Genomic DNA, 14918 nt, shown 5'->3' with positions numbered 1-14918 from the left:
GAACGTTTTTTTTATATTCTTCTTTTTACTTGTATTAGCTATTGGCAAATTCCTTTAAACAAGCAACAACGTAATCTAATTCTTCCTTTGTATTGTATTTAGAAAATGAAAATCTTACAGAAGGTCTTTGAGAATCTTCTTCATTTAAAATTTCAGTAAGCACATGAGAACCTGCAGCGCTTCCACTTTGACAAGCACTTCCTTTAGAGCATGCAATACCTTTAATATCTAGTTGAAATAAAAGTAAAGCTCCTTTATCGGCACTTAATGGCAAACATGCATTTACTAAAGTATAAGTACTTTTTTCATTATCTGCACAATTTCCATTATACTTAACACCAGGCATTGCATTAGAGAGTTCTTTCATAAAATACTCTTTTAGCTCGGTAACATAAGTACGTTCTTCATCTAAATGATCATAGGCCTGTATAAAAGCTTCCTCTAAACCAACAATATTATGAAAAGGCTCTGTTCCTGCTCTAAATCCTCGTTCCTGAGATCCTCCGTGAATTAATTGCTTTAAGGGTATATTTTTTCTGATAAATGCAAAACCTATTCCTTTAGGTCCATGAAATTTATGAGCCGCTGCCGTTAAAAAGTCGACTTTTGTTTTTTGTACATCCCACTCCCAATGCCCAATAGATTGGACACTGTCTGAATGGAATAAAGCATTATACTCTTTACACTTATCTGCAAATGCATCAATATCGATCATGTTTCCAATTTCGTTATTTACATGCATTAAACTCACTAATGTCTTTTCAGAATTTTCTTTAAGTAAAGTCTCTAAATCCTCTAAACTTGGCGCTCCACATTCGTTCAATTTTACATACGAAACTTTTACTCCATATTCCTCTTCAAGTTGTTCTACGGTATGTAAAACCGCATGATGCTCAATTTTAGAGGTTATAATATGTTTTATTTCTAAATCTCGAACAGCACAACGTAAAATCATATTATCAGCTTCCGTACCTCCAGAAGTGAATATAATTTCAGACGGACTCGCATTAAGTCGTTTTGCTATTGTTTTACGTGCTTTTTCTATTTGAGTTTTAGCGGATCTACCAAAACTATGAGTAGAAGACGGATTTCCGTAGAATGTTGCCAATGCTTCCTGCATTTTCTCAATCACTTCCGCTCTCACCTGCGTTGTAGCAGCACTGTCTAAATACACTTTTTGCATGCCGCAAAAGTACTTTTAATTAAAATTATTCGCAATAAATTTCGTTATAACTTTGTATGTTTTACATTTGTTTAAGTTTTAAAATTTTAAGTATGAAAAGAGTCTTCTTTTTTGTTTTTATATCAATAATGCTAAGTAGTTGTGATGATGGGGATTTTATAATCGAACGTCTCGAATTTGACGACACAGAAATTAATAATCCTTGTAGCAATACTACATTATTTAAAATCTCTGAAAACGGAACTGAAGCCCTTATCGTAAAAATAACTTCCAGTACTGTTAATTTCAAAGAAGTAGACACTCTAGAATTCCCAATTAATAATACGTCAAACCAAGTTTTATACAGAATTTTTGATGCTGAAGTTAAAAGTTCATACTTCTGCCAAACTGTACCGCCAACAACACCTCTTGTTACAGAAGAATGGTATGCGCCTAGCGGAACTATAAGAATTGTTACTACCCTTGAAGATGATGATCAAGATGGTGTACCAACCGCTCAAGAAGGAGTAGTTTATAATGAAGATGGCACTGTAAATAAAGAAGCTTCTAGAGATAGTGATGGCGATGGTATCCCAGATTATATAGACCGAGATGATGATAATGATAACGTGTTTACAAAAGACGAAATAGATTTTGACGACTTAAATCAAGTAATATTTACAGATACTGATGGAGATGGTATTCCTAATTATTTAGATAACGATGATGATGATGATGGAATTCTTACAATTGATGAAGATTTAAATGGAGACGGAAATCCAGCAAACGATACTACTGAAATTGAAGGTCAGAAAGTTCCTAATTATCTTACCACAACTGCAGCTACTGCTACTACAGATGTATTTGGATTAAAGAAAAATGAATACCAATCTATTTACAGTAGTGAAATTATGATTATTGATGGTTTCAAATTACAAAATGGAGATGAAGAAATTAAATTTGATGTAGAAGAATATTTATACGGTATCATTGAAACTAAAGTTACCCAAACCGAAGAATAAACCACTCTACACATAAAGTATTAGAGTTTGTAGCAATCTGAAAAATCTGCTTGCCACGAATTTGTGGTTAGAATTTATAAGCTAGCTTACAAAATAATTGTAATTTTTTAACCAATATTGGGCTCAATAAATTTATTTATTTTGATAAATATAAACTTCGGTGGCTCCTAAACCATAGGTTCTATAATCGGCATCGTAATAGGTTATATTGCTATAACGTCCAAATAAATATTCTAACTCTGTACGAAGCACACCTTCTCCTATACCGTGAATAAAAACTATTTTCTGAATTCTATTCTGAATAGCAAATTCCAACTTGTGCTTTGCAGTATCCACTTGAAGATTTAGCATGTCAAAATTAGTCATTCCCCTTGTGGACTCGGTAAGTTTATGAATATGCAAATCAACCTCCATAGGAGGCATTACCCTTTCCACTTTAACCGATTTCTTAAACTTTTTCTCTCCTTTTTTCTTTTCTTTAACTGCTCGGTAAACGTCAATATTACTAACCTTCAATTCGTTGGAAGCACTAATTTTTACCAACTCATTTTCTTGAAATTCCATCGGGAAACCATCTTCTGTATCAATAAACACAGAGGTTCCTACTAGTTTAGTTACCTTTCCCTTAATAGCATCATCTAAAACCTCAACAGTATCTCCTACTTGAAATTTCATTTTAATTATCTTTTAAATGATCTTCTAAGCTTTTTTCATCTTCTTTTTTATCTTCCTTTTTATCTTCTTTAGGATTGTCTTTCACCCATAGTTTAGTTGATTGATACAATCCAAACATTAATAGAATAAAGCCTAGTATTTTCAGGTATTTATCATATTCCGATTGGTCGTTAAACATAAAAACTAATATGGCGCCAGCCACAATACATAATAGAGAAACTAACTTCATTTCATAATCATTTAATACATTAAGCTACAAAAATAATATATTGAAACAAGTTAGGTTTAATAAGTTTTTAATAAGTTTACAATAGTTTTTAGTATTACACACAATGACCTTTTTATTATTTACCAAAGCAGAAGACTTTATGCTGCCATGCCTGAATAAAAAACTTTTTGGGATGGAATGTTTAGGATGCGGTTTACAACGCTCTGTGGCATTATTGTTTCAGGGAGAGTTTGTAGCAGCTTTTAAAATGTACCCCGCTATATATCCTTTAATAATGTTTATTGGGTTTATAATTGCTTCTACTTTTACAAATATCAAGCTTATAGAAAGGTTAAAATATGGATTTGCAATTATTACTATTTCTACTATAATAATTAGCTATATTATAAAAATAATCAATTAACATTAATTAAATTTTATGGAAAAACAAAGACTAAATCCAACCTTACATTATGTTTTATCAATTTTAGGTTTTTTATGCTGCTGCTTTGCAGGATTAGGGTTTATCCCTGCAGGTATTGCTTTTTTTATGGCAAACAGTAAAATTAAACAAGCACAATTAAATCCTGAAAATTACGACAATATAAAAGCTATGCAAACAGCAAAAACTGTGGCTCTTGTTGTTCTTATAATAAACCTTCTATATTTAGCTGTTACTATCTATCGAATAGCTACTATAGGTTGGGATGAAATACAGTTACAACAACAAGAAATATTGGAACAATGGGGAATTGAGCAATAAAATCCTTATTTAATTCCTTATAGAGTATCTAATTCCCCAGAGCCTGTTCTGAGTATATCAAAGGCTCTGCGTTGAAATAAGTTAAAGATGCTTCGTGGACTTGCCCCCGAAGTAATTAATTAGAACTAAAAAATCCCCGCTATCGCGGGGATTTTTTTATACCTTGTTTACACACAACTTTATTTTTCGAACTCCTTCAAAGTTTTTGTAATAATAGAAATACAATCGTGTAATTGCTCTTCTGTCATTACCAAAGGTGGTGCAAAACGAATAATATTACCATGCGTTGGTTTTGCTAAAAGGCCATTTTCTTTTAAGGACATACAAATATCCCATGCGGTAGAACTATCTTCACTATCGTTAATTACAATAGCGTTTAATAATCCTTTTCCTCTAACTAACTTAACAATAGTGCTATTATCAATATATTTTTGAAGTTCACTTCTGAATAACGTTCCTAATGTCTCAGCATTTTTAGCTAGTCCTTCATCTTTCACTACTTCCAGAGCTTCCATAGCTACAACTGCAGCCACAGGATTTCCTCCAAATGTACTTCCGTGCTGACCCGGTTTTATAACACCCATTACGTCATCGTTTGCCAATACAGCACTCACAGGATATACGCCACCACTAATTGCTTTTCCTAGAATAAGCATGTCTGGTTTTACATTTTCATGATCTACCGCCAACAATTTCCCAGTTCTTGCAATTCCAGTCTGAATTTCATCAGCAATAAATAAAACCCCATGCTCTTTACAAAGTGCTTTTGCTTTTGTTAGATACCCTTCAGAAGGAACGTAAACTCCAGCTTCTCCTTGAATTGGTTCTACTAAAAAACCTGCGATGTTAGTATTTTCTTTTAAAGCTTTTTCTAACGCCTCTGTATTATCATAAGGAATTTTAATAAATCCTGGAGTATAAGGCCCAAAATTCTTACGTGCATCTTCATCATTTGAAAAAGATATAATTGTGGTTGTTCTCCCATGAAAATTATTTTCACAAACAATAATCTGAGCCTTCTCTTCCGCTATTCCTTTTTTCTCATATGCCCATTTTCTACATATTTTTATAGCAGTCTCTACAGCTTCCGCACCTGTATTCATAGGTAAAAGCTTATCAAAACCAAAATATGACGTTGCATACTTTTCAAAAACACCCAAAACATCATTATAAAAAGCACGAGAAGTAAGCGTAAGTGTTTTTGCTTGCTCCATCATAGCATTTATAATTCGTGGATGACAATGACCTTGATTTACGGCAGAGTAAGCCGATAGAAAGTCGTAATATTTTTTGTCTTCGGCATCCCACATAAATACCCCTTCTCCTCTGCTTAATACCACAGGAAGCGGATGATAATTGTGTGCGCCATACTTGTTCTCTAATGCAATTGCATCTTGCGAAGTTAATTTTTCCAAAACTGCCATTCTGAAATCGAAATTTAAAAATGTGAAACTATACAATTCCTTCTTACGGAGAGAAATCATCCATGCAGTGGCTGCAAATTACAAAATATTTAAAGGATTCTCAAAAGAGCGCCTCTATTTTACTAGATAATCGATAATCAACTACTTCGATGCAAGCCTACGGGTATTCAAAGGAAAAATATTTTAATCCATTTCGACGTAGAACCTTTCGGTAAACTCTGGACAGGCTTTGGGGAATAAAACCCTCAATGAGGGATTTAACTCCATTATAAAGGATTTAATTTTCAAAATCCTTCTTCGAAATAGTGGAATAATCGAACGTTATTTCTCTAATCTAAATTGTACAGTTAGTAACTAAAATCTATTATCGCCATCTAAAATATCTCCAAGACCTCCAAGTATACTCCCTTCGCCTCTATCTTTCCCTCCTTGTCGGGGCGCTGCAGCAAACACACGACTAGCTAACCTGCTAAAAGGTAAGGATTGAATATACACAACTCCTGGACCTCTAAGACTTGCAAAAAATAAACCTTCTCCTCCAAAAACGGTATTTTTAATTCCTCCTATAAACTCGATATCATAATCTATATCTTTAGTAAAACCTACAATACAACCCGTATCTACTTTCAGAACTTCTCCAGCAGCCAATTCTCTTCTGGCTAGTGTTCCTCCAGCGTGTACAAATGCCATTCCATCTCCTTCTAGCTTTTGCATAATAAAACCTTCTCCTCCAAAGAATCCACGCCCTAGTTTTCGAGAGAATTCAATTCCCACAGAAACACCTTTCGCAGCACATAAAAAAGCATCTTTTTGACAAATAAACTTTCCTCTATATTTAGTTAAATCAATAGGAATTATTTTTCCAGGATAAGGAGACGCAAAGCTTACTTTTCTTTTACCTAAATCCGTATTTAAAAAAGCAGTCATAAACAAACTTTCCCCTGTTAACAATCGTTTTCCAGCGGAAAATAACTTTCCTAGAACGCCTCTATCTTGGTTAGAACCGTCTCCAAAAATAGTATCCATTTGGAGTCCGCTGTCCATCATCATAAAACTACCTGCCTCGGCAACTACTGCTTCTTGTGGATCTAGTTCTATTTCCACATATTGCATTTCTTCTCCGTAAATCTGATAATCTATTTCGTGTGCTGTCATAATAAATAAGTTTTTGGTTTATTAATAGGTAGTTCTAAAAGCAATTTTGTTACATCTTAAAAACTATAAATACACTCATAAAAGTTAACTTCTTCACTTTTTACTTTTTTACTTTTCTACTTTTTAACTCTTAACTCTAACCGTCCATTCAAAATCAAAAGTAGAAACAATATCTCCAGCCTCATCTTTTCCTACAGATTGCATCCAAAAAGTTTGCCCTTCTCCTGTAGCTAAGGTATTTTTTATTGCTTCATCTATTAAATGACCATCATTACATACAAAAGTTATTCTTCCTTTTGCTTTTTTTGAAAAATTAGCTTTGTTATTGGCTACTAGCATTGAAATTTTAGCTTGCTCTTCTTTAATCTTCCCAATTACAATTGCTCCAGTAGCTAATTCTGCTGCCATTCCTTGTACTGCCCAAAACATAGAATTAAAAGGATTCTGATTAATCCATCTGTGTTTTACTGTAGTTGTACATGAGGTATCGTTAATTGCTACTACCCTAACCCCGCAAAACCAAGCAGACGGGAGCTTTACCATTGAAAATTTATTTAATTGTGATGGTGTTAACTTCATTTAAATCTAATTTAGAGTTGTAATTTATTCATTAAAAATCAATTTCCACATAATTTAACATTCTTAAATTTTTGTTAAATATTAGTACTATGTTTTGCATAATACCTTTTTTTAGCCATATATTTGTAATAGAAATTAGTAGGTTATATATTTCTTACTAAAATTCATCATCAATCAATCAAAAAAAAACGAACATGGATACATCCATAAGCAAACATCAAAAGAACGTATCGGCAGTTATTCATCTGTCTACCTTCTCAAAGTATTTTATTCCTTTTGGAAATTTTATTATTCCCCTACTTATTTGGACTTCTAATAAAGACAAATGGGAGTTTATAGATGAGAATGGAAAAGAAGCTATAAACTTTCAAATAAGTATTTTGCTTTACAGTATTATATTAGGAATAGTAATGATCCCGATTGCATTATTTACTGCATGGGAGTTTATTGGCTTTACAAATATTTTAGAGCACAATAGTCATAATGTAGATTTTAATTTTGATCATATTTCTAGTTTCGGATGGAACGCTGGGCTCATAAGTATTATTGCAATGCTTGGAATAGGACTCTTACTTATGGATGTGTTTTGTACAATTATTGCAACCATAAGAGCTAATGACGGCTTAGTATATAATTACCCATTAACTATAAAATTTATAAAGTAAGTTTTTTTGTAGACAAGAGATAAGAGACAGGAGACAAGAGACAAGAGACAAGAGACAAGAGACAAGAGACAGGAGACAAGAAACAAGAAACAAGAGATAAGAGATAAGAGACAAGAGACAGGAGATAAGAGACAAGAGACAAGAAACAAGAGACAAGAAACAAGAAACAAGAGACAAGAGACAGAAGACAGAAGACAGGAGACAGAAGACAGGAGACAGAAGACAGAAGACAGGAGACAATAGACAATAGACAAGAGATAAGAGATAAGAGACAAGAAACAAGAAACAGGAGATAAGAGACAGGAGACATGACAAAATCTTTCAATCTTTCAATCATTCAATCATTCAATCTTTCAATCTTTCAATCATTTAATCTTTGCCCCTTTGAACCTAAAAAAAAAAACCTCACATTGTGAGTCATCAATCAAATCAATCAAACCCCACTTTGTGGGCAATCAAAAAACGAACAGTTTAACAAAAAGTATCATGAAACCATGAATATAGAGAACACAAAAGCACAAATGCGAAAAGGGGTTTTGGAATACTGTATTTTATCCATCATAGAAAATGAGGATAAATATGCTTCAGAAATTCTTGAGACCTTAAAAGACGCAAAAATGCTTGTAGTAGAAGGAACTATTTATCCGCTATTAACAAGACTGAAAAACGCAGGGTTATTAAGTTACCGTTGGGAGGAGTCCACATCCGGACCTCCACGTAAGTATTACACCCTAACCGAGAATGGCAAACTATTTTTAAAAGAACTCAACACCACTTGGGACGAACTAAGAAACGCAGTTAACCTGGTAACAAAATAAAAACACTAACTATGAATAAGACTATCAACATAAATTTGGCAAATACCTTCTTCCACATAGATGAAGACGCCTATATAAAATTACAGCGCTATTTGGACGCTATTAAACGCTCCTTTACAGATTCTCAAGGGAAATCTGAAATTATTGCCGATATCGAAGCGCGAATTGCAGAGCTTTTTACTGAAAGATTACTGCACGAAAGACAAGTTATTACTACTAAAGAAGTAGACGAGGTTATTACAATTATGGGACAACCAGAAGACTATTTGGTAGATGAAGAAATTTTTGAAGACGAACCTAAGTCTAGTAAATCGAATACCAGAAAACCTCACAAGCAATTATTTAGAGATACCGACCATAAATATATTGGTGGTGTATGTGCTGGATTGAGTTATTATTTAGGAATTGATGCGCTTTGGGTACGATTGTTATTTATTTTAACAACACTATTATCTGGTTTCGGAATTTTAGTATACATTTTATTTTGGATTTTGGTTCCAGAAGCAGCTACCACAGCTCAAAAAATAGCCATGACGGGAGAGCCTGTTAATATTAGTAACATCGAAAAAAAAATTAAAGAGGGTTTCGATGAAGTTACTGAAAAAGTGAAAAGTGTAGATTACGATAAAATGGGACAATCGGTAAAAAAAAATTCCAAAAATTTTTTTGATTCGATCCTAGCAGTTATTCTATTCCTTTTTAAAGTAGTAGCAAAGCTTATTGGAATTATAGTTTTAATTTTTGCAGCAACTGTTTTAATAAGTTTATTAATAGGTCTCTTTACAGCAGGAACGATTGATTTATGGGGAGCGCAACCATGGAGAGAATTTGTAGACATTACCGTAGATGCTCCAGTGTGGCTTATTTCTCTCCTTTCATTTTTTGCTGTTGGAATACCATTCTTTTTCTTGTTCTATTTAGGACTAAAAATATTGGTAAACAATTTAAAATCTATTGGAAACTTTGCGAAATTTTCTTTACTAGGAATATGGTTACTTTCTGTAATAGGACTTACAATTTTAGGAATCAGAACTGCTACAGATTACTCTTTTGATGCAATGGCAACAGAAACAGAAGTATTAAATATAGTTCAAAAAGATACTTTAGAGATTAGAGTTATGGAAGCTCAAAATCTAAAAAATAGATATTATCACGATTCTGATTTTGATATTGTAGTAGATGGTGATGAAAAAATGATCTACCGAGAAGACATGGAGTTTTTTATAAAACAATCTCCTAATAACGAAGCTCGTATTGAAATTGAAAAGAAATCGCAAGGAAGTAACTATAAAGATGCTTTCAAAAGAGCTGAAAATGTAGATTATGAGTTTAGTGTAGAAAACAATATTGTATATTTAAATAATTATTTAACAACAGATTACGACAATAAATTTAGAGATCAAGAAATTGAAATTATTATTTATGTTCCTGAAAATACATTTGTAAAGCTTCATAATTCTACTCGTTATCATATGGAAGGAAATATTAAAAACAATCTAAACTACTATAGCAATGATTTAGCAAATCATACTTGGAAAATGGATAATCATGGAGTTTTAAATTGTATGGACTGTCCTGTTGAAGAAAATTTAGAAGATGCTAATGATGATGTAATTGAAGATAGTATTCCTTCAGAAGAAATAGATACTCTTAACTATGAAATTAAAATAGATAGCACTCATATTAACTAAATAAATGCCGCAATGTGGCCAATCAATCAATAAAAAACGAATATTATGAACACATTAATTAAAGTAATTGTTGCCCTAGTAATCTCCATTTTTTTTACTTCCTGTAACTTCAATTTCCAAAACGGAGTTACTGGAAATGGGAATGTGATAAGTCAGGACCGAGAGGTTAACCAAACTTTTGAAACAATTAAAGCTACAGAAGGAATTGATGTTTTTGTAGCCCAAGGAGCAAAAACTTCCATAAAAGTAGAAGCAGATGAAAATGTAATCGACCTTATTGAAACCAAAGTTAACAATGGTAAATTACTTATTGAATGCAGAGAGCAAATAGGAAGAGTTTCCGCTAAAAAAGTATATGTTACCCTCCCAAATATTAGTAATTTAGAAACTACCAGTGGCGCTAACTTAAATAGTATGGGAACCCTAAATGCCAATAATATTACCTTGGAAGCTAGCAGTGGGAGCGATCTTATTGTTGAACTACAAGCCGATGAAGTTACCACAAACGCTAGTAGTGGTGCCGATATTGAACTATACGGAGTAACCAATATTTTAATAGCGCGTGCCAGTAGTGGTAGTGATATTAAAGCTGAAAGATTAAAAGCACATACGGTTGAAGCGCATGCAAGTAGCGGTGCCGATATAGATGTAAATGCTTCTGAAGAAATTGCTATCCACAAAAGTTCTGGTGGTGATGTTGGTTACAAAGGGAATCCTAAAAGAGTGGAAAAAGTAAAAATTGATTAAAAATAATTTTAAACACAACTAAAGAATTAAATCATTTAAAGCCAACCTAATAACTAGAAGTCAGTTGTAATTTTTTACAGCTGACTTTATTTTTAACTTCAATTTTAGATTGCAAAAAGAAGGATTCGTAAAGCATTTTATATCTTCGTAAAAAATTATTTCAGATGGAAATTTCTTTAAAAAAATATGTTTTAGAACTAGAGCATACCTTTAGTATTTCTAGGGAGTCTCACGATTTTCAAGACAGTTTAGTAGTTGGTTTATCTCTCAACGGAAAAACTGGTTATGGAGAAGCAACAGCCAATCCATATTATAAAATTACGGTAGATTCTATGATGAAGGAAATTAAGGCTATTGAAACTGAAATAAATAATTACAATCTTGAAAAACCAGAAGATTTCCATGCATTTTTAAAAGAAAAAGGGCTTAGCAATTTTGCTATCTGTGCGCTTGATTTAGCGTGTCATGACCTATATGGAAAACTTCTTGGAAAGCCACTTTATAAAATTTGGGGCACTACCCCAGAGAATTACCCTATTACTAATTATACTATTGGTATTGACACCGTAGACAAAATGGTGGCAAAAATGATAGAAAAACCATGGCCTCTTTATAAAGTAAAATTAGGAACAGATAACGATATTGAGATTGTTAAACAGCTCCGAAAAAATACAGACGCTATCTTTAGAATAGATGCTAATAATGCTTGGACTCCAGAACAAACCTTGGAGTTTGCCCCACAACTCAAAGAACTTGGAGTTGAATTTTTAGAGCAACCACTCCCAGCAGATAATCTAGCTGGATACAAAGAAATAGTAGATACTTGTGTATTGCCGATTATAGCTGATGAAAGCTGTATTGTAGAAGAAGATGTTGATAAATGTGCTGGCCATTTTACTGGAATCAATATTAAATTAACCAAGTGTGGGGGACTAACCCCAGCATTGCGAATGATAAAAAGAGCAAGAGAACTCAACTTAAAAGTAATGGTTGGCTGTATGACAGAATCTTCGGTTGGAATTTCTGCTATTGCTCAACTTACCCCCCAATTGGACTATGTAGACATGGATGGAGCCATGCTGCTAAAACATGATATTGCCAAGGGTATTGAGATTTTAGAGGATGGAAAACTTGTTTTCCCAACTCTTGGCGGCTCTGGAGTAACACTTCTTTAAAATGACACATTTTGTTGAAGAATTTCCTGGAAGAATAATTAAAACCGACAAAGGAGAATTTCTTTACTTTGGCGGAACAGCATACCTAGGCTTACAAACCCAGCTTGAGTTTCAAGAGCTTTTTATTGATAATATAAAAAAATATGGAACTAATTACGGGGCGTCTAGAAAGTCCAATATACGCTTTTCCATTTATGAAAAAGTGGAGCAGTATCTTTCAAAGCTGGTTGGCAGTGAAAGTTGTGTAACGCTTTCCTCTGGATATATGGCTTCTCAGTTAGTAAGTCGTTTTTTTACTTCGGAAGAATATACATGCTACCATACTCCTCTTACCCACGCATCTTTATTTCAAGCTGAACAACAGTTCTATGAAAGCTATGAGCAGCTACAAGAAGATTTAAATAAAAATCCTAAAAACACAATTCCAATAGTACTTTTAGATTCCATTGATTTTATTGGAAATAATTATCCAGACTTTAATTCGTTAAAAAAAATGGATTTATCCACAACTATTTTAGTAGTTGACGATTCCCATGGATTAGGTGTTTTAGGTGCGCAAGGAGAAGGTATTTTTAAAATACTTAAGCAATTAAATGCAAAAGAACTTATTGTATGTGGTTCGTTAGGAAAAGGGTTTGCTATTCAAGCTGGAGTTATATTTGGTTCCTCCAAAAGAATTAAAGCTCTTACAAATACGTCCTTTTTTGGTGGTGCTTCTCCTGCCAGTCCTGCATCTCTTGCTACTCTTTTAGAAGCTGAAGCTATTTATACCATTCAGAGAAAAAAACTCTTTGAAAATAATAATTACCTAAGTAAGAAACTATCAAATTATTCGCTCTTCACCAAAGCAGGAAATCACCCTACTTTCACCTTTATGGATGAAAAGCTTACCGAATATCTATTTAAAAACAACATTTTAGTAACCAGTTTTAACTATCCAGAAAAGAATTCCCCACTAATGAGTAGAATTGTAGTGAGTGCACATCATACCAAGAAAGATTTAGATGTTTTAGTTAAAATTATTGATTCATATATATTGTTGTCCGATAAAAGTTAACGGAAATTTATTGGACTCCACTTATATCAAGGTTTAAATCCCTCATAGAGGGTCTAATTCCCCAGAGCCTGTACTGAGTTTGCCGAAGGGCTCTGCGTCGAAATGAGTTAAATTTGTTTCCTTTGAATACCTAGCGGGCTTACCCCGAGGTAGCTGATTGGAGTTTTAAAAATAGACCCCTTGCTATTAATAAAAATGAATAAAAAGAAGATTTTAGTAATGTTATTTCTTTAAACTAATCATTTTATGATAGTTAATATTTAGTCTTTGCTCTTTTTTCTTATAGCGAAGCGGTCTTGTATTTTTTCTCGGACAACAATAATTCATATAAATAAAAGAACCACCCTAAAAAGAGTGGCTCTGTTTAATTTTATTGAATTAAAACGCTATTCATCCCACCATAATTGGCCGTAAATAGAATCTTCACCTCCAAACTGTCTATCTAAAGCTTCGTTATAATTAACTTCATTATTAAAAGCTTCATTATCTGGATAACTTAAACGAGCTGGTACAGCTGCTCCATTAGGAGAAACCATCATATTTGGAAAACCTGTTCTTCTCCACTCTGCCCATGCCTCATATCCAAACATAAATAAATGTACCCAACGTTGAGTTGCTATCTGCTCAATGCCTATAGCATCATTAAAGGCAATCCCAGGCTCCATCATAAAATCTGCTACTGTATCTGTATTACCTGTCCACTGTAAAATTGAACTTTCAATAGCACTTTCATAAAAAGATGCTGTATCACCTGCAATCCAACCACGTTGAGAAGCTTCTGCCATTGCAAAAAGAACCTGAGCATATGTTACTAAATATACGGGTGCATCTTGCGCATAAATTGCATCTCCCAGTAAAGAATATTCTTGAGTCCCTAAATTTACTTCATCCCCATAAAGCATTCCTACATACTCCCCACTATCTCTAGCTGGATTTCCATAAATTGGTAATCGTGGGTCGTTTACAGGCTTCATTTGATCTACTAATCCTTCAGTAAGAGCCCACCATTCTCTATTTTGATTTACTATTTGCCCATACCAGTAATTCTGATTATTTGCATCAGCTAAATGCTGAAAAAACAAATTATCATCATTAGAGGTAAAAACCCCATCATCAATAGCGCTTACAAACTCTGCTTGTGCAGTTGCAGGATCTACTTCGGATAAACGAAGCGCCATTAACATTCTAACAGTATTAGAAAACTTCTTCCATTTACTAATATCTCCATCATAAATAATATCATTACTTAAATTACCAGTAACAATCATATTTGAAGCTTCTTTCAATTCAGCAAATAAATCTTTGTATATAGATTCTTGAGAATCATAAATAGGAGTAAAATCTTCTTGTCCTTTCAAAGCTTCACTGTATGGAATATCTCCCCATCTGTCTGTTAAATTCCAAAAATAATAAGCCTTTAATATTTTAGCTACTGCTATTTGATTTTCTATAGGACCTTCAGTACCTGTTAAGTTATCAGATGTAATTACGGCCTGTAAATCGGCTAATGGTCCTTGATACCATCCATAGAAACTTGTACTTTGCTGTGGATAAAGAGATGTCCCTACATATTGAGTTTCTGCTAAATATTGTGACATAAACTCTCCTTGAGGGGAAGAACTCAAACCTGGTAACGACAACTCTGCTTGTGCTATTAATTGCATACCAGAAGCCTGACTAGGAACATTCGGATTTGTATTAATATCCTCATCAAAATTACTACAACTCGTTATAAATAAAGCTATAAGTAATGTATTTATATATATGTTTTTCATCT

At 33.3% G+C, this 14918-nt stretch carries 16 protein-coding genes; 9 read left to right on the top strand and 7 right to left on the bottom strand.

Annotated features, from left to right (window positions below; translation table 11 throughout):
• Positions 1–34: 34 nt before the first annotated feature.
• Positions 35–1183 (bottom strand): cysteine desulfurase family protein, encoded by a 1149-nt coding sequence (locus JOOMADRAFT_RS13365; protein ID WP_008614175.1) that lies wholly within the window; start codon positions 1181–1183, stop codon positions 35–37.
• A 92-nt stretch (positions 1184–1275) separates the two neighbouring features.
• Between JOOMADRAFT_RS13365 and JOOMADRAFT_RS13360 the strand changes: the two genes are divergently transcribed.
• Positions 1276–2184 carry a hypothetical protein gene (locus tag JOOMADRAFT_RS13360; protein WP_008614174.1) on the top strand — a complete coding sequence of 303 codons (909 nt, stop codon included), beginning with the start codon at positions 1276–1278 and terminating at the stop codon, positions 2182–2184.
• A gap of 132 nt (positions 2185–2316) precedes the next feature.
• On the opposite strand, the gene JOOMADRAFT_RS13355 is transcribed toward JOOMADRAFT_RS13360, so the two are convergent.
• Both JOOMADRAFT_RS13355 and JOOMADRAFT_RS13350 read right to left on the bottom strand, forming a co-directional pair.
• Positions 2317–2859 (bottom strand): Smr/MutS family protein, encoded by a 543-nt coding sequence (locus JOOMADRAFT_RS13355; RefSeq protein ID WP_008614173.1) that lies wholly within the window; start codon positions 2857–2859, stop codon positions 2317–2319.
• Position 2860: 1 nt separating this feature from the next.
• Positions 2861–3088, bottom strand: coding sequence for a hypothetical protein (locus tag JOOMADRAFT_RS13350; protein WP_008614172.1), 228 nt, complete (start codon positions 3086–3088; stop codon positions 2861–2863).
• 172 nt (positions 3089–3260) lie between these two features.
• Between JOOMADRAFT_RS13350 and JOOMADRAFT_RS13345 the strand changes: the two genes are divergently transcribed.
• Positions 3261–3491 carry a DUF2752 domain-containing protein gene (locus JOOMADRAFT_RS13345; RefSeq protein WP_394358996.1) on the top strand — a complete coding sequence of 77 codons (231 nt, stop codon included), beginning with the start codon at positions 3261–3263 and terminating at the stop codon, positions 3489–3491.
• A gap of 15 nt (positions 3492–3506) precedes the next feature.
• A complete protein-coding gene (locus tag JOOMADRAFT_RS13340; RefSeq protein ID WP_008614169.1) occupies positions 3507–3830 on the top strand; it encodes a CCC motif membrane protein in 324 nt (107 codons plus the stop codon).
• Positions 3831–4009: 179 nt separating this feature from the next.
• Here the strand turns inward: JOOMADRAFT_RS13340 and rocD are convergent, their stop codons facing one another.
• The 3 genes from rocD to JOOMADRAFT_RS13325 form a co-directional block, all read right to left on the bottom strand.
• Positions 4010–5254 (bottom strand): ornithine--oxo-acid transaminase, encoded by a 1245-nt coding sequence (gene rocD / locus JOOMADRAFT_RS13335; RefSeq protein ID WP_008614168.1) that lies wholly within the window; start codon positions 5252–5254, stop codon positions 4010–4012.
• A 354-nt stretch (positions 5255–5608) separates the two neighbouring features.
• Positions 5609–6409, bottom strand: a complete 801-nt coding sequence (locus JOOMADRAFT_RS13330) for a TIGR00266 family protein (protein ID WP_008614167.1) — start codon at positions 6407–6409, stop codon at positions 5609–5611.
• A 123-nt stretch (positions 6410–6532) separates the two neighbouring features.
• A complete protein-coding gene (locus JOOMADRAFT_RS13325) occupies positions 6533–6988 on the bottom strand; it encodes a DUF4442 domain-containing protein (RefSeq protein ID WP_008614158.1) in 456 nt (151 codons plus the stop codon).
• Between the two features lie 194 nt (positions 6989–7182).
• On the opposite strand from JOOMADRAFT_RS13325, the gene JOOMADRAFT_RS13320 reads away from it, so the two are divergent.
• The 6 genes from JOOMADRAFT_RS13320 (at position 7183) to JOOMADRAFT_RS13295 (ending at position 13141) form a co-directional block, all read left to right on the top strand.
• Entirely contained in the window at positions 7183–7653 is a 471-nt protein-coding gene (locus JOOMADRAFT_RS13320) for a DUF4870 domain-containing protein (RefSeq protein ID WP_008614156.1), read from the top strand.
• Between the two features lie 494 nt (positions 7654–8147).
• Complete coding sequence (locus tag JOOMADRAFT_RS13315) at positions 8148–8471, top strand: PadR family transcriptional regulator (protein ID WP_008614155.1); 324 nt, start codon at positions 8148–8150, stop codon at positions 8469–8471.
• An 11-nt stretch (positions 8472–8482) separates the two neighbouring features.
• A complete protein-coding gene (locus JOOMADRAFT_RS13310; protein WP_008614154.1) occupies positions 8483–10162 on the top strand; it encodes a PspC domain-containing protein in 1680 nt (559 codons plus the stop codon).
• Positions 10163–10207: 45 nt separating this feature from the next.
• Positions 10208–10909 (top strand): head GIN domain-containing protein, encoded by a 702-nt coding sequence (locus JOOMADRAFT_RS13305; RefSeq protein ID WP_008614153.1) that lies wholly within the window; start codon positions 10208–10210, stop codon positions 10907–10909.
• A gap of 164 nt (positions 10910–11073) precedes the next feature.
• The gene (locus JOOMADRAFT_RS13300; RefSeq protein ID WP_008614152.1) at positions 11074–12084 is read left to right on the top strand and encodes a dipeptide epimerase; all 1011 of its coding nucleotides are present in this window, start codon (positions 11074–11076) and stop codon (positions 12082–12084) included.
• Between the two features lies 1 nt (position 12085).
• Positions 12086–13141 carry a PLP-dependent aminotransferase family protein gene (locus JOOMADRAFT_RS13295; RefSeq protein WP_008614151.1) on the top strand — a complete coding sequence of 352 codons (1056 nt, stop codon included), beginning with the start codon at positions 12086–12088 and terminating at the stop codon, positions 13139–13141.
• Between the two features lie 386 nt (positions 13142–13527).
• Here the strand turns inward: JOOMADRAFT_RS13295 and JOOMADRAFT_RS13290 are convergent, their stop codons facing one another.
• Positions 13528–14916, bottom strand: coding sequence for a SusD/RagB family nutrient-binding outer membrane lipoprotein (locus tag JOOMADRAFT_RS13290; RefSeq protein WP_008614150.1), 1389 nt, complete (start codon positions 14914–14916; stop codon positions 13528–13530).
• Between the last annotated feature and the right edge of the window lie 2 nt (positions 14917–14918).

It is taken from the genome of Galbibacter orientalis DSM 19592 (assembly GCF_000260115.1).
GTDB classification, from domain to species: Bacteria; Bacteroidota; Bacteroidia; order Flavobacteriales; family Flavobacteriaceae; genus Galbibacter; species Galbibacter orientalis.
The sequence above is the reverse complement of the archived record's forward strand: the minus strand, read 5'-3'. Positions and strand labels throughout refer to the sequence as shown.